The sequence below is a fragment of the Streptomyces cinerochromogenes genome (genome assembly GCF_014648635.1).
In the GTDB taxonomy this organism is placed as follows: Bacteria; Actinomycetota; Actinomycetes; order Streptomycetales; family Streptomycetaceae; genus Streptomyces; species Streptomyces cinerochromogenes.
The window spans coordinates 97361-116493 of sequence record NZ_BMRM01000026.1; the positions used below are offsets into that span (position 1 = coordinate 97361).

Annotated in this window: 12 protein-coding genes and 1 pseudogene; all 13 read left to right on the plus strand. The window is 75.3% G+C overall.

Annotated elements, in window-relative coordinates:
* The first annotated feature begins 11 nt into the window (after window positions 1-11).
* On the plus strand, window positions 12-1403 hold the full coding sequence (gene eccD / locus IEZ20_RS35840) for a type VII secretion integral membrane protein EccD (RefSeq protein WP_189306588.1): 1392 nt from the start codon (window positions 12-14) through the stop codon (window positions 1401-1403).
* Window positions 1404-1412: 9 nt separating this feature from the next.
* Complete coding sequence (gene eccB, locus IEZ20_RS35845) at window positions 1413-2816, plus strand: type VII secretion protein EccB (protein ID WP_189306590.1); 1404 nt, start codon at window positions 1413-1415, stop codon at window positions 2814-2816.
* Window positions 2816-6286 carry a hypothetical protein gene (locus tag IEZ20_RS35850; protein WP_189306592.1) on the plus strand — a complete coding sequence of 1157 codons (3471 nt, stop codon included), beginning with the start codon at window positions 2816-2818 and terminating at the stop codon, window positions 6284-6286. The genes eccB and IEZ20_RS35850 overlap by 1 nt, the downstream gene beginning before the upstream one ends.
* Window positions 6283-9642 (plus strand): right-handed parallel beta-helix repeat-containing protein, encoded by a 3360-nt coding sequence (locus IEZ20_RS35855; protein WP_189306594.1) that lies wholly within the window; start codon window positions 6283-6285, stop codon window positions 9640-9642. The genes IEZ20_RS35850 and IEZ20_RS35855 overlap by 4 nt, the downstream gene beginning before the upstream one ends.
* Window positions 9599-9718, plus strand: a pseudogene (locus tag IEZ20_RS40915) (IS481 family transposase); the annotation flags it as partial. The gene IEZ20_RS35855 and the pseudogene IEZ20_RS40915, both read left to right, overlap by 44 nt.
* A 228-nt stretch (window positions 9719-9946) precedes the next feature.
* Window positions 9947-10249 (plus strand): WXG100 family type VII secretion target, encoded by a 303-nt coding sequence (locus IEZ20_RS35860; protein WP_189306606.1) that lies wholly within the window; start codon window positions 9947-9949, stop codon window positions 10247-10249.
* An 81-nt stretch (window positions 10250-10330) separates the two neighbouring features.
* Window positions 10331-10624 carry a hypothetical protein gene (locus IEZ20_RS35865; protein ID WP_189306608.1) on the plus strand — a complete coding sequence of 98 codons (294 nt, stop codon included), beginning with the start codon at window positions 10331-10333 and terminating at the stop codon, window positions 10622-10624.
* Window positions 10625-10626: 2 nt separating this feature from the next.
* A complete protein-coding gene (locus IEZ20_RS35870; RefSeq protein ID WP_189306610.1) occupies window positions 10627-11238 on the plus strand; it encodes a hypothetical protein in 612 nt (203 codons plus the stop codon).
* A gap of 143 nt (window positions 11239-11381) precedes the next feature.
* Complete coding sequence (locus tag IEZ20_RS35875) at window positions 11382-14999, plus strand: WXG100 family type VII secretion target (RefSeq protein WP_189306612.1); 3618 nt, start codon at window positions 11382-11384, stop codon at window positions 14997-14999.
* Between the two features lie 143 nt (window positions 15000-15142).
* A complete protein-coding gene (locus tag IEZ20_RS35880; RefSeq protein WP_189306614.1) occupies window positions 15143-15823 on the plus strand; it encodes a type VII secretion system-associated protein in 681 nt (226 codons plus the stop codon).
* A gap of 180 nt (window positions 15824-16003) precedes the next feature.
* Window positions 16004-16423 (plus strand): YbaB/EbfC family nucleoid-associated protein, encoded by a 420-nt coding sequence (locus IEZ20_RS35885; protein ID WP_189306616.1) that lies wholly within the window; start codon window positions 16004-16006, stop codon window positions 16421-16423.
* 155 nt (window positions 16424-16578) lie between these two features.
* Entirely contained in the window at window positions 16579-16959 is a 381-nt protein-coding gene (locus IEZ20_RS35890; protein WP_189306618.1) for a hypothetical protein, read from the plus strand.
* Window positions 16956-19133 (plus strand): WXG100-like domain-containing protein (locus IEZ20_RS35895; RefSeq protein WP_444545267.1); only part of this gene is annotated, 2178 nt, incomplete at its 3' end. The genes IEZ20_RS35890 and IEZ20_RS35895, both read left to right, overlap by 4 nt.

Below are 19133 nucleotides of genomic sequence, written 5' to 3' on the forward strand. Positions count from 1 at the left end.
ACAAAGCCCCCATGTCCCTCTCCAGCATCATGCCGGACCTCGACGGCACGGCCGTCTGCCGGATCACCGTGGCCGGACCCGAGAACCGCGCCGACCTGGGCGTGCCCGCGACCGTCACCCTGGGCACGCTGCTGCCCGTACTCACCGCACGGCTCGCGCCGGACGGCGCGCCCCCCGGCGGATACGTCCTGCAACGCCTGGGCGAGGAGCCGCTGGACCTCGACGACACCCCGGAGTCCCTGGGGCTGCGCGACGGCGACGTCCTCTACCTGCGCCCGGTGGAGCAGATCCTGCCACCGCTCGTCTTCGACGACATCGCCGACGGCGTCGCCACGGTCGTCGGCACCCGCCCCGACCGCTGGCGGCCCGAGCTGACCCGGCGTCTCTTCCTGGCCCTGGCCTGCCTCGCGCTGGCGGTGCTCGCCCTGTTCACCCTGGCCGCCGAATCCGCGGGAGCCGGGGCGGCACAGTCGGGTGCCGTCGCCGTGGCCCTGCTCACCGGCTGCGTCCTGGCCGCACGGGCCGGCGCCGACACGGGCACCGTGCTGGTGACCGGAGGGGCGGGCTGGGCGTTCGCCGCGGCGGCCGGCCTGACCGCCCGGCGCGGCCCGATCGGACTCCTGGCGCCCACCGGACACGAACTCCTCGTCGGCGCCGCCTGCGCGGCCGTCGCCGCGACCGCCCTGCTGCTCTCCGGCAAGGTGCCCGTCCAGGTGTTCGGCGCGCTGCTGACGACGTCGGTCGCCGCCGAGGCCGGCTCCCTGCTCACCCTCGACCTCGGCTGGTCCGTGACCACCGCCTGTTCGGTGGTCGCCGTCGCCCTGTTCGTTCTCAGCACCGTCGCCCCCCGGCTCTTCCTGCGCCTGGCCGGGCTGCGCGTCCCCCAGCTGCCGCGCAACGCCGACGAACTCCAGGAGGACATCGAGCCCGCCACGGAACCCGCCGTCGCCCGCCGGGTCGCCGCAGCCGACGCCCACCTCACCCTCTTCACCGTCGGCGCGTCCGTCGTCTACGCCCTGGACCTCGTGCTCCTGACCCGCCGCGCCGGCTGGTTCGACTGGCTGCTCGCCCTGACCCTCGCCGCCGCCGTGACCCTGCGCTCCCGCAGCGTCACCGAGATCTGGCAGCGCGTCTCACTGGCCTGCGCCGGCACGCTCGGCCTGATCCTCACCCTCGCCTGGCTGCTGGTGCCCGGCGGCCCCCAGGCCCGCGCCGTGCTGGCCGTGCTCCTGCTCGCGGCCGTCGCGGCCCTGCTCGCGGCCCGGCGCCCGGCCACGCTGCGGCTCCTGCCGATCTGGGGCCACACCGCCGACATCCTGGAGACGGTCACCGCCGTCGCCCTGATCCCGCTGCTGCTCCAGGTCCTGCACGTGTACTGGTACTTCCGCACCCTGGCCGGCTGAGAGGACCCCGTGCAAAGCCGTCGTGACCACGTCCACGCCTACCAGTTCGCCACCGGGAGGCTCGCGGCAGCGCTGGTGTCGGGAGAACCCGCCACCGGGGAGCCGCCGGCCCGCCGGAGCGTCCTGGGCGTCGTGCTCGGAGTGCTGTTCGGTGTCATCGCCTGCGCCGGGTTCGCCGTCTACGGGCTGATCAAGCCCGGCGGCAACACGGCCTGGGCCAAACCGAACGCCATCGTCGTGGAGAAGGAGACCGGGACCCGCTTCCTCTACGTCGACGGCGTCCTGCACCCGGTCGCCAACTACGCCTCCGCGCTGCTCGGCGCCGCCGGCGGGGGCGGCGGCACCGGCGTGCACACCGTCTCCCGCAACTCGCTGGCCGACGTGCGCCGGGGAGCGGAGATCGGCATCCCCTCCGCCCCCGACTCCGTCCCCCAGGCCGCGGCGCTGCTGACCGGCGACTGGACCCGCTGCCTGGCCCCGGGCCGGAACAAGGGCGAGACGCTGGACCTCGCGCCCGACGACCCGTCCGCGTCCTCCGCCCCGGTGACCGCCCGGCGCGCCCTGCTGCGCGCCGCCGACGGCACCGAGTACCTGCTGTGGAACGGCGTCCGGTACCGCGTCGGCGACCGTTCCGCCCTCATCGCGCTGCAACTGGACGGACAGGACCCCCTGCCCGCCCCCGACAGCTGGCTGGCGGCGCTGCCCGCCGGCCCCACCGTGGCCGCCGCCGGCATACCCGGCCACGGCAGACAGGCGCCCCGGATCGCCGACCGCCCGGCCCGCGTCGGCGACGTGTTCACCTCCGCCCCCGACGGCCGCGGCGGCACCCAGTTCTACGTGCTGCGCTCCGACGGCCTGGCCCCCCTGACCCGTACCGAGTTCGAACTGCTCGCCACCAGCGAGGACGCGGCCGAGCCCCGCGAGGTGACCCCCCGGGACATCGCCGCCGCCGGCGCCTCGGCCGACCGGTCCCTGCTGCACCGGCTGCCCGACTTCCTCGCCGGCCCCGTCCTGCGCCCGGGCACGTCGGCCGTGTGCCTGCGCCAGCGCGTCACCGGCGGCACCCACGTGCGCACCGCGGTGACCCTGGAGAAGCGCCCCGCCGCCACCCCGCCGCCGGTCGACGTCCCCGTCGGCCGCGGACTGCTGCTCCAGGCCCTGCCGCTGCCGCCGCGCGGCACCGCCGCCCAGGTCTACCTGGTCACCGACCTGGGCGTGAAGTACCCGCTCGCGGACTCCGACGCGCTCTCCGCACTGGGCTACGGCAGCGGGCAGGCGCGCACCGTGCCCCGGGCCGTCCTCGACCTCCTGCCCACCGGCCCGGCCCTGTCCCGCCCCGCCGCCCTGGCGCCCGTCCCCGTCTACCCGTCCGCTACGTCCACCCCCTCCGCCACCCCCTCGAAGGGCCGCTGATGGCGCTCGGAGCGAGGCTGCGCCGGGACGCCGCGGCGGTCGACCTGGGCTCCCGCAGGGCCGGCCACGCGCTGCTGATCCACCCCAGGGGCGAGCTGAACGCGCAGGCCCTCGCCTTCGCCGAGGGACTCCCCGACGACCCCGACCACCAGGTCGTCGTCCTGGACCTGCCCCCTGAGCCCGCCGACGGCACCTGGCCGGTCGTCGCCCGGCTGCTGGGCCGGGGCACCTCCGACGGCTACCGCCTCGTCATGGGCCGTACGCCGCCGGGCGGGACCGTACCGGTGGGGCAGTGGCTCGCCGACCGGCTGGACCGCGCGGTCGTCGTACCCGACGGCGTGGTGGTCCCGGCGGCCGGCGGTGTGCTCTACATCCCCGCCGACCGCGGACCGGGCTGGGTACGTCTGCTGCCGCGCCGGTCGCCCACCCCCCTCTCGCGCCGGTTCCCGAAGCCCGCCTGGGAGTTCACCGTCTCCGACCAGGCCTGGCGGACCAGCGGCCGGACGGTGGTCGATCCGCTGCCCAGCGGGGTGTGGCTGCACGGCGACGGCCACGACGGCGCGCTCTCCCCGCACCGGAACGTGCTGGTCTCCCGGCTGGCGTACCGGCCCGACCTGCTGACCGTGGTCCTCGGCTGCCCGGGCGGGGACGCGCTGCCGCTGGACGACGTCTCCCGGTTCTGGCACTCGCTGCTGCCCGGCGTCCGGGACCTGGTCAGGTTCGTCCCCTACGGGCCCCTCGCGGTACCGGACGGCACCGGCCCCGGCCAGGCCCTGGCCGACCGGCTCGACGTCCCCGTGACCTTCGACAACGGCCTGCCGGTGAGCCATGCCGCCGGGGACGCACCCGACGTGCACGCCCTGGACGCCGACGGCTCTCCCGGCTGGGCGGTCTTCGCGCGGCAACTGCGCTTCGCCCCGGCCCGGCTGACCGGCGGCCGGCCGACCGCGCCCGTGGTGGTCGGCCACCGCTCCGCGTTCGGCGACCTCCCCGAGACGGCCCCGGGCCGGTACCGCTACGACGGGGCCGTGCTGGAAGTGGTGCCCAGCGGCCTGTGGCTGCGTCCGGCCGGGGAAGGCGAGGAAGGCGAGGAAGGCGAAGAACCCGGGGCGTCCGGGGCGTCCAGGGCGTCCGGGCCGGTCTTTGAGGACGACGAGGAGGCCGCCGCCATCCGTTCGGCCGCGCCGTCCGCCCGGCACGTCAACGTCGTCTTCGGCACCTCCCGGCACGGTGGCGGCCGGATGCGCGAACTCGCCGAGCGCCTGCTGCAACGGCTCGACCCCGCGCTGCGCGCCATGGCCAGACTGGTGCCGGCGGTGCAACTGGCCCGGGAGACGGGCCCGCGCGAACCGGCCACGGGCCCCGCAAGGGCGGGTGACGCGGGCCCCGCAAGGATCGGTGACGAGAGCTTCGCACCGGTGGGTGACGCGGGCATCGGCCGTGGTCCGGAGCCGACCGCGGACGCGTACGGAACGGAGGGCCCCGCCGGCGCGACCCCGGGGCCGGCCGCCGACGCGTACGGAGCCGACGCCGAGGCTTCCGCCGCCATGGGAGCATCCGCCCGCTCAGGTGCCCCGGGCGACGCCCGGGCGCCGGGTGGCACCGGCCCGCGGCTCCGGTTGGCGACCGCGGCACCCTCCTTCGGTGACGTGCCCGCCGGGCGGGGGGCCGGGGCGGCCGTGACCGGAGCGGTGTCCGCACAGGCGGTGGGCGCCGGTGAGCTGGTCCTGTCGGGGGAGCGGAGGCCTGCGGTGCCTGACGGCATGGCCGGTCCCGGGCCGGACGTTCCCGGCGGCCCGGCGGGTGCCGTCACGGCGCCGCAGGCGGAGCCCTACGGGGGCGAGCGTGGACTTCAGCCGTCCGCCGGTCCTTCCGGGCACGGAGGTGGTCTTCACTTGCCCGCCGGCCCTTCCGGGGACGGACGTGGTCACTTGCCCGCCGGTCCGCCGGAGGGCCCCGCGTCGGGTCTGCCAGCTGCCCTGCCGGAGGAGCACGCCGACCCGGCTCCCGGCGAGGTCCCGTCCGGGCGGGACGCGCCCGCCGGGCCGGGTTCCGGTGGTGCGCCGTCCCCGGGCGGTGCGCCCGCCGGTCCTGGTTCCGGTGGTGCGCCGTCCCCGGGCGGTGCGCCCGCCGCAGGGGTACCGGACGGCTCGCCGCCTCCCGGGAGATCGTCTCGCCCCCTGCCGTCGGCGCCGCCCCTCCCGTCGCTCAGGCTGGTCTCGTCGCCCGGCCTTCCCGCGCCCGGCCCGGTGCCCGCGTCCCCAAGCGTGGACGGTGCCGCGCCCGGCGACCCCGGAACCGGGCGACCGGACGCGGGCGCCGACGCGCAGCAGCCGGCCGGTCCTGTGCCGCAGTCGCAGGCCGACCCCGTATCGCAGTCTTCGGCCGGCTCTGTGCCGCCGGCGCAGGTCGCTCTCGTGCCACCGTCGCAGGCCGGCTCCGTGCCGCAGTCTTCGGCCGGCTCCGTGCCGCAGTCCGCGGCGGTACCCGTGCCGGACGCCGACGGCCGTGCCCGCGCCGGGGCCGTGCCCCCGGCCCCGGGCGGCGGGACCGGTGGGTCCACCGGGCGGGCACCGGACGCGACGCAGGCGGTGGCGGGCGGGCGGGCGTTGCCCGGAGCCGCCGCCGGTGCCCGCGTCCAGGCCGTACCGAGCCCGGCCGCCTGCGCGGTGCCGCCCCGCGACGGCGTCGCGCGGGAACGCGAGTGGCTGCGGGGCGCCTTCCGGCAGCAGTACAACGACGGCGCCGGCGCGGTCGCCCGCCTCCTGTCCGAGGTACCGGGTCTGCGCGGCACCGCCCAGACCCCCACCGAGGACGTCCTCACGGACCTGGTGGCCGCCCGCCTCTACCTGCGCGGCGACAGCGCCCTGCTGGACCGTCAGGTGCGCGCGGCCACCGTGGGCCCGCACATCCCGCTCGCCCGCTGCGTGGCCGCGGGAGTGCGCAGACTGCCCTCCTACCGGGGTGCCACCGTCCTGCGCGCCGCGCTCGGCGGCGCCGAGTGGGACTGGTACCGGCACCGCACCCTCGTCACCGAGTGGGCGTTCTGCTGGGCGCTGACCGCCGCCGCGCCGGAACTGCCCGGTGACACCGACATTCTGATCTGGTCGATGACCGCGCGCCGCACCGCCCTGCTTGCCCCCGACCAGCCGGCCCGCGTGCTCTTCCTGCCCGGCACGACCTTCAAGGTGCTGGCGGTCCGCGACGGCGACCGGCGGGCCGTACTGCTGCGCGAACTGTCCGCGTCGGAGATCTCCGCCGACGGCCGCGTCGACACCGGCCGCACCGCGCTGGACGACATGGCCCTGTCGGGACTCGAACAGGCGGACCGGAGCTGGCAGGCCGCCGAACCCGGAACGGCCTCGGGCTTTACGCCCGAGCAGGCCGTCCGGTTCACCGCCCCGCCCGGACTCGTCCTTCCCCCACCCCCCGCCCCACCGCCCCCGCCCGGAAAGAGGACTGCACCATGAGCCGGCAGATGCTGCTGGTCTCCCAGGACGGCTCCGCGCCGTACCGCACCATCGGCCAGGCCCTGGCCGACGCGGCCGACGGCGCCCTGATCACCATCGCCGCGGGCACCTACCGCGAGGCCCTCGTCATCGACCGGGTCGTCACCCTGGCCGCGGGCTCCGAGCCGGGCGGCGTCCGCGTCGACGGCGGCACCGCCAGCGCCGTGGTGATCGCCGCCGAGGCGGCCCAGCTCAACGGGCTCGCCCTGGAGGGCGGCAGCGAACAGATACCGGTCGTCGAGGTACGCCACGGCGAGGCGTCCCTCCAGCAGTGCACGGTCTCCGGCGACGCCTGGGCCGGCATCCTGGCCTGGCAGCGCGGAACCCTCATCGCCCGCTCGTGCCGGGTGACGGGAGCCGGCGGCGCGGGCATCGTGGTCACGTCGTCCGGCGCCAACGTCGTCGAACAGACCACGGTGGCCCGGACCCGGTCCTCCGCGATCGTCGTCGCCGAACACGGACGGCTGACCGTGCGCGACTGCCGGCTGGAGGAGACCGGCGGCAACGGCGTCTGCGTCAACGGCAGCGCCCGTGCCGTCGTGGAGACCACCGAGATCACCGCCAGCGCCCAGCCCGCCCTGGTCGTCGAGCAGAGCGGCGGCGCCGAACTGCGCGCGGTCACCGTGACCGCCAGCACGGGACTCGACGCCTACCTCACCAGCCGCGGCGAGGTCGCCCTCACCGACTGCGTCTTCACCGGCTCCGGCGCGGAGTCCGTCCTCGTCAGCGCCGGCTCCGCCCCGCACCTGCGCGGCTGCTCGATCACGGGCGCCGCCCGCACCGGCGTACGGATCACCGAGTCCGCGAGACCGTACCTGGAGAACTGCCTGGTGACCGGCTCACCCGTCGGCATCCGGGTCGACGGCGGCAGCGCGCCCGTGCTCCGGTCGGTCCGGGTGAGCGACGCGAGCGGCGAGGGACTCCTCGTCGACGGCGCCACCGTGGACGGCGAGCAGCTGTCCGTCTCCGGCGGCACCGGCGCCCGCGCGGCCGGCGGCGCCGAACTGACGCTGCGCGACACGGAGCTGGCGGCGGCGTCAGGACCGGCCGTCGACGTCCGCGAGGGCGCGACGGCCCGGCTCACCGGCGTGCGCCTCGGCGCCGTGGGCGCGCCCGGCCTGGCGGTCGCCGGGGCCACCGCCGTCGCCGCGGCGAGCGTCCTGCGCGACTGCGGAGTGCTCGTCGGGACCGACGCGCGGGCGGAGCTGAAGGACACCGAGGTCGTCGCGTCGGACGCGGACGGCGTCCGGGTGGCGGGGGGCGGCGACCTCACCGCCGTCGGCTGCCGGGTGCACGGCGCCCACGGCCACGGGGTGCACATCCAGGCCGGCGGCCGCGCCGACGTCACCCACTGCGTGGTCTTCGACAACACCGGCGACGGCATCCGCACCAACACCGAGGAGCCGGTGCGGATCCAGGACTGCGAGATACGGGACAACGGCGGCCAGGCACTGCACCAGCTGCGCCTCAACCCCCGTTTCGAGGCCGTCGACGTGACCGGCGCGGACGACGCCGGCACCGCGGAACCGGCGGCCGGACACCGGTGGTCGGACACCGGGAACGCTCCCGGCCCCGACGCGCGCCCCACCTCCCGCCACGCCGGCACCGGCCCGCTGGCCGAGATGGACGCGCTGGTCGGCCTGGAGAGCGTCAAGCAGGAGGTCACCGGCCTCATCAACCTGAACAAGATGGCGCGGCGGCGCGAGGAGATGGGTCTGCCCATGCCGCCGATGAGCCGGCACCTGGTGTTCGCCGGACCGCCCGGCACCGGCAAGACCACGGTGGCCCGCCTCTACGGCGCCGTCCTCGCCGAACTCGGCATCCTGACCCAGGGACACATGGTGGAGGTGTCCCGCGCCGACCTCGTCGCACAGATCATCGGCGGTACGGCCATCAAGACCACGGAGGTCTTCAACCGGGCCCTCGGCGGTGTGCTGTTCATCGACGAGGCGTACACCCTGACCAACCAGTCCAAGGGCACCGGCCCGGACTTCGGTCAGGAGGCCGTCGAGACCCTGATGAAGCTCATGGAGGACCACCGCGACGAGGTCGTGGTCATCGCCGCCGGCTACTCCGAGCACATGGACCAGTTCCTGGCCTCCAACCCCGGAATGGCCTCGCGTTTCTCGCGCACGGTGGAGTTCCCCAACTACACGGTGGAGGAACTGGTCACCATCGTGCGGGGCCTGTGCGCCAAGCACTTCTACGAACTCACCGACGGCGCCCTGGAGGCCGTGGGCCGCTACTTCGCGCACATCCCGAAGGGGCCCACGTTCGGCAACGGCCGCGTCGCCCGCCAGGTCTTCGAGTCGATGATCAACAGACAGGCGTCCCGGCTCGCCGTGTCCCCGCCGGGCAGCGACTCCGAGCTGAGCCGGCTGACCGAGGCCGACGTCGAGACGGTACCGGAGGCCCCCGGGGGCCCGGAGGACGACGCCGCCGCTCCCGCTCCCACCCCCGTTGCCGCTGACGCCGGTGCGGGTGCGGCCGCGACGGCGGGCCAGGCCCCGCCTGAGTCCGTGGCCGGCCACGCCGTCGCCCGCCTCGCCGGACTCGTCGGCCTCGACGACGTGCGCCGGGCACTCCACGACCGCCTGGCCGCGCTGGTGCCCTCGCACCGCCGGGGCGAACCCCTGGCCGGGCGGGCCAACCTGGTGTTCGCCGGCTCCGAGGGCAGCGGCCGGGACGCGGTGGCCGTGCTGTACGCGCGGGCGCTCGCCGAACTCGGTCTGCTCCCCACCGGCGCGGTGTACCGGGTGCCGATGTCCGGCTGGCCGGCCCGCTGGCCCGGTCAGGCGGAGATCAATGTGCTGACCGCGTTCGACGAGGCGACGGGCGGCGTACTGGTGCTGGAACTCGACGAGTTCTTCGCCGCCCGCGCCCTCCCCGAGCGCACGGCGCTGCTCACCGCGGTACGGGAACTGGCCGCCCTCCGGGACGACGTGGTGCTGGTCCTCTCCGGCGAGCCCGGCCCGCTGGCCGGCCTGCTGGGCAGCGCGCCGGGCACCGAACTGGCCGCCGTCTTCGCGGGACGGACCGACTTCGCGCCGTACACCCCCGGGGAACTGGCGCAGCTGACCGTGCGACGGCTGGCGGTGACCGGTCTGGAGGCCGATGACGGGACGTTCGAGGCCCTGACCGAGTACTTCACACGGGTTCCCGCGGCGAGGGGGGCCTTCGACGCGCACGCCTTCGCCGACCGGCTGGCCGATCTGGCCGTCACGCGTGTCCTGCGCGCCGGGGACGTGTCCGACCTGCTCACACTGCTGGACGAGGAGGCCGTGGACGACGCCCGGGAGGCGACGGCGAGCGCCTAGGTGCCGCTGCCACACCGCACTCGGCGGCCGGCCACCCGTCAGCCGCGTGAACAACGCTGCGGGTCGAGACACCTAGGGCCTGTCGTTCGGGTCACCCCGGCGTCGCGGCGTCCGGGGAGGGCCGCGCGGCCGGAGCGCACGGGCAGAGAGCCTGTCCCACCGGGCAGGACAGGCATCGGACGCTGTGCCCGGGTCCGCTTGCCGAACAGGATGGAATCACGCGGGCAACGAGCCGCGCGGCACGTTCGAGCTGACTGGAGGGATCGGTATGGCATCGTCCACCGAGGCCGTAGACCTACTCGGAATGAATCAGTCTGCACAGGTCCACCTGCAGACTCTGGAGAGGCACAGGGCGTCCTTCAAGCGCATGAGGGAACTGGCCAATAGGGCGGAGCAGGGATGGAAGGGCGAGGCCGGCGTCGCGTTCCAGCAGGCGCTCGAAGGGTGGATGGCCAACTACGAGAGGGTCGGCTCGGTCCTCGACGAGATGCACCAGCGCATCATCGGGACCGGTAACGCCCACGCCAAGGCCCACAGCGCGACCACGCAGACGACGGCCACCCTGCGCAGCGGCAGCGTCGAGCCCGTCCGGCTCCAGGGCTTCTGAGCGGCGCCCCCGACCAACTTCCGCGCCGTGCCGTGAACACACCTTCAAGGGCACCGCGCGTCACCTGAGGAGGAAACGCACATGGCCGAGAGCTATGCGGTCGACTGGCAGGCCTTCAACGAGACGCTGGATCAGTTGAACACCGTACAGTCAGAGATCAACGAGCTCAACCAGCAGTTCGCCGGTGGCAACACCAAGGCGCTCTCCGGCTGGATCAGCGACGTCAAGGAGCTGTTCGACCAGCGCAAGATCAACTGGGGGGACACCGTCACCCAGATGCAGCAGCAGGCCGCGGCCGCCCAGAAGGCCGCCGCCCTGTGCCGGGACGAGTACCTCGATGCGCACAACTTCGGCGTCAAGACCTGGGCCGGCTGACCGTGGCGGCCATACCGGTCCGTCCCGACACACCCGGTGGGAAGGGTCCCGCCCCGGATCCCGGACCGCCCCAGGCGTGGGACCCCACGACCGTCCACAAGCCGGAGACGGTCAACAACCCGGACGGCGGGAAGGCTCCGGACCCGCCGCCCGTGCCCAAGGGCGGTGAGGGAGGCTCCGGCAAGGAGGCCGTCAACACGGCCTCCATGGACCAGTTCGCCAAGAACATCGCCCAGCTCGTGCCGCACGTCATCGAGGCGCGCAACCGGATGGCATCCGGCTCGGCCGCGGTCGTCCACCCGGGCGCCTTCTACGACGCCTACCAGCTGCGGTCCACCACCTCCGGTGCCAACGGCGGCGGCGGTCTCCAGCAGAAGTACTACAACGTCCTCGCCGACCTGGCGGAAGGCCTCCAGGACATCAGCGACGGGATGCGGTCGGTCAGCAAGAAGTACACGACGGCGTCCCAGCTCGCCAAGCTGAAGACCAGCGACCTCCAGGACGCGCTGAGCGACGCCCTGGCGGACTTCCAGCGGCTGGGAAACGACAGCGGTGCAACCGTCGGTGGATCGTCGACCAGCACGGGCTCCGGAACAGGCAGTACCAAGGCATAACCGCAACACCCGCCGCTGTCGGTGGCACCGGGACCCGGTGCCACCGACAGCGGCTCAGGCATGGACGTAAACAGCGCTCGGTCCCTCCGCCGTGGTCGTGCTCGCGTGCCGGAGGCCGAGGCCCCAGACGAGAGCGCAGGCTGATGCCGGACTACAACCAGGGCGGATTCCACGACGACGGCACCGGGATCTACGCCGACCCCACGGTCCAGGGCTCCCCGTCCGACTACGACAGCTGGGACTGGAAGCAGATCATGGCGGCCATCACGGGTGGCTCCGCCCTGGTGCCCGGTGAGGGCGGGGACGCCCGCGCCTCGTCCGTGGCTTCCCCGCAGACCTTGGTGGCGGCGGCGAACGACTTCCAGTTCGTCCAGCAGGTCATGGCGATGGTCGCCACGAGCCTGGCCGACCAGGCGAAAGCCCTGGCCGGTGGCGACGGCGCGCCCTGGCAGGGCGGCGCGGCGGACGCCTTCCTGGACACGATGACCACGTTCTCGAAGCAGGTCGTCTCCAACGCCGAAGCCCTCGGCGGCGGTGCCACCGGCAGTTCCGTCGCCCAGAACCTCGTCTGGAGCGCCAACGCGCTCACCGTCGCCCAGGCCAACATCCACGCCATCGACTCCTGGTACGCCAACCAGGCGGCCCGGCTCGGCGTCAAGCCCATGGCCAACGGGCTCATGCCGATCAGCCAGAAGCCCGAGCTGGTGCAGATGATGACGGACGACATGCGTGCCGAGCTGAAGAAACTCGCCACCAACTACGCCCAGGTCAACCAGGTACTCGGCCGTGTGCAGCCCAAGCCGGTCGTCTCGCCGGTCAAGGACCCCGGCAGCACGGGCGGCGGCAAGGGCGGACCCGACCTGAGCACGGGTGGAGGCGGCGGCACCGGCGGCGGACCCGACCTGAGCACCCTGGGCGGCGACGGGGGCGGCGGCAGCGGCGGACCCGACCTGAGCACCCTGGGCGGCGGGGGCGGCGGCAGCGGCGCGCCCGATCTGAGCACCTTGGGCGGTGGCGGCGGAGAGGGCGGTACCGGCTCGCCGTCCCCCTTCCCCGGCGGCACCTCCCTGCCCGACCTGGCCACGACCGGCGGGGGAGGGACGGGCGACCTGGGCACGACCGGGGACCCCGGTACCACCGGCTCGATCTCGCCGTTCCCCGGCGTCACTTCGACCGGCGGCCTCGGCTCCGGCGGGGCGGGCTCGCCCGACCTGACCTTCCCCGACACGGGCACCGGCAACGCGGGCGGCACGGGCGGGACCGTGGACCCGTTCACCGGCGGCACCACGGCACCGGGTCTGCCCACCGGGACCGGGGGCACCGGCACGGTCGATCCGTTCCCCGGCTCGACGGGCACCGGCCTGAACCTCGATCCGTCCACCGGCACCGGCACCGGCACCGTCCCGGGCAGCGCCGTCCCGCTGCCCGGGTTCGGCTCCGTGGGCAGGCCGACGACGGGGAACACCGGTTCCTCGACCTCGGGTCAGGGCCTGAACACACCCGTCTCGGCCTGGACCGGCGGGGCCGATGCGCCGCAGCTGGGCGCCGGCGGCACGGGAGCCTCCCTCCCGGAGACCGGGACGATCGGCACGCCGGACCTCGGATCCGCCGGCGGCACCGGTGCGGCGGCGCTGCCGAGCGACCTCCTGAGCAGCGCCCCCGGCGTGGGCACGCCCGCCGCGATGCCGTCCTCCAGTCTCGCCTCCGCCCCCGGCCTGCCCGATGCGTCGGCGCTGGGTTCCGCCGGTGGCGCGGGTATGCCGATGATGCCGATGTCCCCGGGTACGGGCGCGGGGACGCAGAATGGCACGGGTGCCGAACGTCCGGACGCCTCCGGCCTGTTGGGCGGTGAGGTGAAGCCGTGGTCCGGTGGTGCTGAGTTGGGCGGGTTGCCGGAGGCGGAGCCGGTGGCGGGTGCGGCGGCCGGTGGTGCGGGTCTGTCCGGGCTGGGGGCGGGTTCGTCGCTGCCGGTGACGGGTGTGGCCGAGGCGGCGCAGCCGGCGGCGTCCTCGGTGCCCGGTGCGGGTGAGGGCGCTGGTGTGGCGGCCGGGATGCCGATGATGCCGATGGCTCCGGGTATGGGTGCGCCGGGTGCTGGTGCGCAGGGTGGTGCGGGTGCCGAACGTCCGGACGCCTCCGGCCTGTTGGGCGGTGAGGTGAAGCCGTGGTCCGGTGGTGCGGAGTTGGGCGGGTTGCCGGAGGCGGAGCCGGTGGCGGGTGCGGCGGCCGGTGGTGCGGGTCTGTCCGGGCTGGGGGCGGGTTCGTCGCTGCCGGTGACGGGTCTGGCCGAGGCGGCGCAGTCGGCGGCGTCTTCGGTGCCCGGTGCGGGTGAGGGCGCTGGTGTGGCGGCCGGGATGCCGATGATGCCGATGGCTCCGGGTATGGGTGCGCCGGGTGCTGGTGGGCAGGGTGGTGCGGGTGCCGAACGTCCGGACGCCTCCGGCCTGTTGGGTGGTGAGGTGAAGCCGTGGTCCGGTGGTGCGGAGTTGGGCGGGTTGCCGGAGGCGGAGCCGGTGGCGGGTGCGGCGGCCGGTGGTGCGGGTCTGTCCGGGCTGGGGGCGGGTTCGTCGCTGCCGGTGACGGGTGTGGCCGAGGCGGCGCAGCCGGAGGCGTCCTCGGTGCCCGGTGCGGGTGAGGGCGCTGGTGTGGCGGCAGGGATGCCGTTCATGCCGATGGCTCCGGGTACGGGCGCCGCGGGCGCCGGGGCCGCGAACACGTCGGGCGGCGAACGGCCCGACACGTCCGGGCTGTTGGATGCCGGGACCACGCCCTGGACCGGTGCCGGAGAAGCGGGCGCGGAGACGGGGCCGGTTGCCGGAGCACCGGCCGGCGGTTCCGGACTGTCCGGCACGGCCGGCACCGCGTCGGCGATGCCCGTACCCGTGCTGCCCCTGCCGGTCATGCCGGCGGCACGCCGGGGAACCGAGGACGCGCGCTCGGGCAGCGGTCAGGACGAGGGCGGCCCCACCACGTCGTCCGCGCTGCTCGGCGGTTCGTCCGCGGTGTGGTCGCCCGACGGCGAAGCCGAGACGGAGGCACCGTCGGCCCCCGCCGCACCGGCGCAGGAATCCCCCGACACACCGGCGCAGGGGTTCCCCGCCGTCGTGCCGACCGGCGCTACGGCCCCCTCGGTCGCGCAGGCGGCCGTCACCGCACAGCGAGCGGCCGCGGCCGGCACGGGGCCGGAGGGGGCGGAGGCCGTTCCCGGCGAACCGGCGATCGCCGTCCCGCTGCCGGACCTGCCCGATGACCGTGTCCCCGTGCCCGCGCGGTCCGAAGCGGCCGACGACACCTCCGCATGGGACGTGGCTGCGGCCGGATTCGGCATGCTGATGCTCGCCTTCGCGGGGCAGGGCTCCGGCGCCGTCGACGAGCACGGACAGAGCACCACCGGGTACGCCACCGCCGCGCCCGCCGTCTGGGAGGCGGAAGGCACGGGCACCGTCCGCGCCGCCGAGCGCACGGTGGACCCGGGCACCGCTCCCTTCGCCGAGCCGGAGCTGACCACCTGGCGGCCGGCCGCGCGGGCCGGCACAACGGCTCAGGGCGCGGCGGCCGTGCACCTCGACCCCGACGAGATCCGCTGCGGGAACGGGGCCGGCGAGCCGCCGGAGGAGCCGGAGGCCGGGGAAACCGGGCGGACCGCAGCGGACGGCGAGCAGGAGGACGACGACGCCGAAGACAAGGGCATGGTCGACCTGCTGACGCAGGACGCCTCGACCTGGGGCGCCCGTCCCGTCGTACCGGACTCCCTCGGCTAGGCACCGTTCACCCGGTCCTTCCACCGCCCGTGCCGGACGGCCCGCCACCGTCCGGCACGGGCGGCTCGCCCGTCATCCACCTCCTCGCCCCCCCCACGTCCCACAGCGCCCCGGCCGCCGCGGCCGCCAAGGAGTACGGATCCATGAGCGTCAGCAGCACCCGCCCCACACCGCCCGTCCCGGCTGCCACACCCACTGCACCGATCACAGCCGCCAGCCCCGTCGTGCCGGAACCGCCCGACGACATCCGGGAAGCCGCACGCCGGGCCCCCGACCACTGGCTCGGGATGGTCGACCCGGCCTGGAGCGAGGCCGAGGGACCGCCGCCGGACTGGGCCGTCATCGGCCGCTGGCGCTCGGACGCGAGCGGAGAGATCGTCGAGTGGCAGGAGAACGACACCTACCGCCCCTCGCCCGCCGCGCTCGGCTGGGCCCCGCCCACGGACCCGGCGGACCACGCGGTGCAACGGGTCGCCACCGGATACGGCCGCTTCGAGGAGGTCGTACGCGCCCTCGTCGTGGGTGAACTCGCCGTGCACGTCCGCCCGGACGGCGGAGTCGTCACCGCGGTGACCCCGGAGGGCACCGCGGTACTGCCCGCCTTCACCGCCCAGCTCCAGGTGGACGCGGCCGGGAGACTGGCCTACCAGGTCATGCCCTGCCGGGACGTCGTCGCCCTGCTTCCGCCCGGGCACCTGCTCTACCTCAACCCGGCCGGAGCCGTCTCCCTCACCGTGGAGACGCAGCCGCTCCTCGACGCACTGGACGCACTGGACGCACGGTCGGAGCCAGGAACGGCCGGGGACGCCGACGGCGCGGTGTGAGCCGTTCGCCGCGCGTCTGTTCGGACAGGGCCGGTGTTCGCGCGGGCACGCCTTGTGAGCTGCGGTTCTCTGCCGGGCACGGGCCGTGTTTCCGTAGGGGGCAGAGGCTGTGACCGCCTCGCGCGCCGCCGGCTCCGCGCCGGGGACCGCCCGGACGTCCGACCCATGAGGAGCGAGCAGGTGTCCACGCCGTTCGACGAGCAGCTCGAGGAACTGCGGGCCGGCTACGAGGCCCAGTTGGCGCAGATCGGCGAGCTGCAGAACCGCATGCGCGAGGTGACGGGCACCGCCACGGCCAAGGCACAGGCCATGAAGGTCACGGTCGGACCGCAGGGCGAGCTGCTGTCGGTGGAGTTCCCCACCGGTGCCTACCGCGGCATGGCCCCCAAGGAGCTGGCCGATCTGATCGTGGGCACCGTCCAGGAGGCAAGAGCCAAGGCCACCGCGGCCGTTGCCGAGGTCATGGCCCCGCACCTGCCCCAAGGTCTCGACGCGGAGCAACTGCTGCGCGGTACGGCCGATGTGACGCAGCTGATTCCGTCCGAGCCGGCCATGCCGGACGCGGTACGGGAGTACGTCGAACGGGGCCGCGCGGTGTGACGGGCCGGCGCCGGTCCCCGGACAGCCCGGAACCGGCTCGTCACGTCCTTCCTCCCGCGGCAGGCCGTACCCGCCGCCCCTGAGGCCCGGCGGCGCCGACCCGCCCAGGCCCACCAGCCGACTCCCTGACCCACCCGTTCGGAACGGAGCCTGCCATGCCTGACAACACGTTCATCGTCAACCCCGACGGGCTCCAGAGCGCGAGCGTGCCGCTGGTGGCGTTGGCCGAGCGTCTGGGCGGAGCTTTCAAGGAGGCGGCGGCCCGGATCGCCGCGGACGGCTCCAAGGCGTGGGGGAACGACAAGCCCGGCCAGCGGTTCGCCGCCGGTTACGTCCCCGTCGCCGAGGACATCATCAAGGCCGGCAGCGGGATCCACGAGGTACTGGGCACCTCCGCGGAGAATCTGCGCTCCATGGCCAAGGTCTTCTCGAACGCCAACGAGAATGCCATGCAGGTCACGGGGCGGCTCAACGGGCAGATCGGTGGCACCCAGACCCGTGGCGGCAGCGGCGGCGGGCGCGGCGGACGCGCGTGAGTCCTGTCCCCGAGCCCCTCCGGTGGGCCGCGCTCATCACCGGCACCCGGCTGCCGGAGGCCGACCCCGCCCTGCTGCGCCAGCAGGGCGAGGTCTGGGGCGACCTCGCCCAGCAGCTCATGGGCATGATGGGCGAGGTCAAGTCGGTCCGCAACTCCGTTCTCGCCAATGTCAACGGGACTCCGGCCGAAGCGTTCGACGGCTACATGCGGACGCTGGGCACCACACTGCCCGAGCTGGCGAAGGCGGCCGAGAACCTGCGTCTGAAGAGCGACGAGTACGCTCTCGAGACCGAGCACGCGACCAACATGACCATCGCGATGCTGTCCTGGATGCTCGCGGAACTGGCCTTCCTCGCGAACACGTTGTTCGGTCTGGCCGCCGTGCCCGCGCTCATCATGGGCGTGCGGCAGGTGATCATGGCGATCATGCGGCGGCTGTTCATGTCGGCCGCCATCGGCGCGGCGTCCATGACGGGACTGGAAACCCTCCTCCAGGCCATCGAGATCCTCGAGGGCACGCGCAAGCACCTCGACCCGAACGCCATCAGGAACATGGCTCTCGGCGGTGCCATCGGCGGCGCCGTCTTCGGCGCGTTCTCCGGCGTCGCCTCCCAGTTCGCGCCCAAGTTCGCCAACTCGCTCCTCGGGCGTGTCACGGTCGGCGGCGTGTCCGGTGTGGCCGGCGGCGCGGCCGTCAACGCCGCGCTCGGTGCCGATCAGGACCTCGGACTGGCCTTCCTGGCCGGCGCGGCCGGTGCCATGCTCGGCGCGCCGGGCACGGGCGGGGGCCGCAAGCAGGACGTACCGCCGACGGAGGGGCTGGCCGACGCGGTCAAGTCGCTCTCCACCAAGGCCCCGTTCGACTCGCCCGACGGCGTGAACAGCCCTGGCCTGCCCCCGTACGGCGCCGGTCCGCGGACCCCCGGTCGTTCGTCGTCGGCCGACACCCTGCCGCTCTACTCCGAGACCGCCGTTCCCGCGCCCGTGACAGCCGTCCCTGCGGGCGCGGGAACGGCTCGTGGCGCGGGTGCCGGGGCGCCGGGCGCCCCCGGAGCCGCCGCCACGCGGACGGAACCCGTGGTGCGCGGCGGAGCCCCCGACCCCGCCGGTACCGGTGCCGCGCCACCGGCCGGCCGGCCCGCCGCGGGGCTGCCCGGCTTCGAGGGCGGAGAGCCGGCCCCGGCAGCCGGCGGCACGGCGAACCGTGCCGGACCGGCCGATCCGCCGACGACCGAGCAGACGCCGGAGGTCCGGGAGGGGGCTCCCCGCGCGACGGAACCCGGGACGGACCGCACGACCGTCCCGCCCGTCGTCAGGACCACCGGTACCGACGGCGCGGAGACGCCCGCGGCCCGCGGTGCGCAACCGGGCCCGGACGCGGGCGTCCCACGGCCGCAGGAACCCGCGACGGCCGCCGGCGGCGTGCCGCCGGACCGGGGTGCCGGTTCCGTTGGGGCCGGCGAACTTGGACGTACGGCGGTGGGCGACGGCGGTGAGCCCGCCGGGGCGCGCGGTGCAGGGGTACGTGGTGCGGAGACCGTTCCCGGCGCGGGCCCCGCGAGGCCGGACAGCCCTGTGGGCACCGTGCGGTCCGAAGGTCCGGCGGGCGTCGATGGCGGCACGGCACCGCAGCGGGCCGCGGAGCCCGGTGCGAACGGCCAGGCCGGAGGGCTCCCGGGACGCGCCGTCGGCGACGGTGCCGCAGCGACCCGGGGCACCGGCGGCGAGACGACCGCGCTCGGCGGCGGAACCCCGTCCGCCGCGCGACCGGGTGCCACCGATGCCGCGCCGGCGGCTGCCGGCCGGCCGGAGGGTGCCGTGCGCGGAACCGAGACACCCACGGCGGCGGGGAACGCCGTACCGCCCCGGCCGTCCACCACCGCTCAGTCCGCTCCCGTCCAGCCCGCCCCCGCCACCACGCCCCGAACGGCCGGTGGGCCGGAGGCCGCTGCCGACGGCGGCTCCACGGCTCCCACCGTCCGCACCGAGGCGGCACCGGGCGCCGGCACGGCAGCCCGGCCGGGTGCGTTGGGCGAGGCGACTGGTCCCGGTGCACGGGGTGCTGGTGAGTCGTCGGCGGCGGGTCAGGGTGCCGGTGTGCGGGCGGACAGTATGGCCCGTGGTGGTGCGGATGCGCGGCCGGGTGTGGTGGCGGGGCAGGGTGCGCCGGGC

Excerpts from the sequence above, each read along its gene's own strand:
- IEZ20_RS35855 (WP_189306594.1), top strand. The coding sequence starts at position 6,283 with ATGAGCCGGCAGATGCTGCTGGTCTCCCAGGACGGCTCCGCGCCGTAC.
- IEZ20_RS35860 (WP_189306606.1), top strand. The coding sequence starts at position 9,947 with ATGAATCAGTCTGCACAGGTCCACCTGCAGACTCTGGAGAGGCACAGG.
- IEZ20_RS35880 (WP_189306614.1), top strand. The coding sequence starts at position 15,143 with ATGAGCGTCAGCAGCACCCGCCCCACACCGCCCGTCCCGGCTGCCACA.
- IEZ20_RS35865 (WP_189306608.1), top strand. The coding sequence starts at position 10,331 with ATGGCCGAGAGCTATGCGGTCGACTGGCAGGCCTTCAACGAGACGCTG.
- IEZ20_RS35875 (WP_189306612.1), top strand. The coding sequence starts at position 11,382 with ATGCCGGACTACAACCAGGGCGGATTCCACGACGACGGCACCGGGATC.
- IEZ20_RS35850 (WP_189306592.1), top strand. The coding sequence starts at position 2,816 with ATGGCGCTCGGAGCGAGGCTGCGCCGGGACGCCGCGGCGGTCGACCTG.
- eccD (WP_189306588.1), top strand. The coding sequence starts at position 12 with ATGTCCCTCTCCAGCATCATGCCGGACCTCGACGGCACGGCCGTCTGC.
- IEZ20_RS35890 (WP_189306618.1), top strand. The coding sequence starts at position 16,579 with ATGCCTGACAACACGTTCATCGTCAACCCCGACGGGCTCCAGAGCGCG.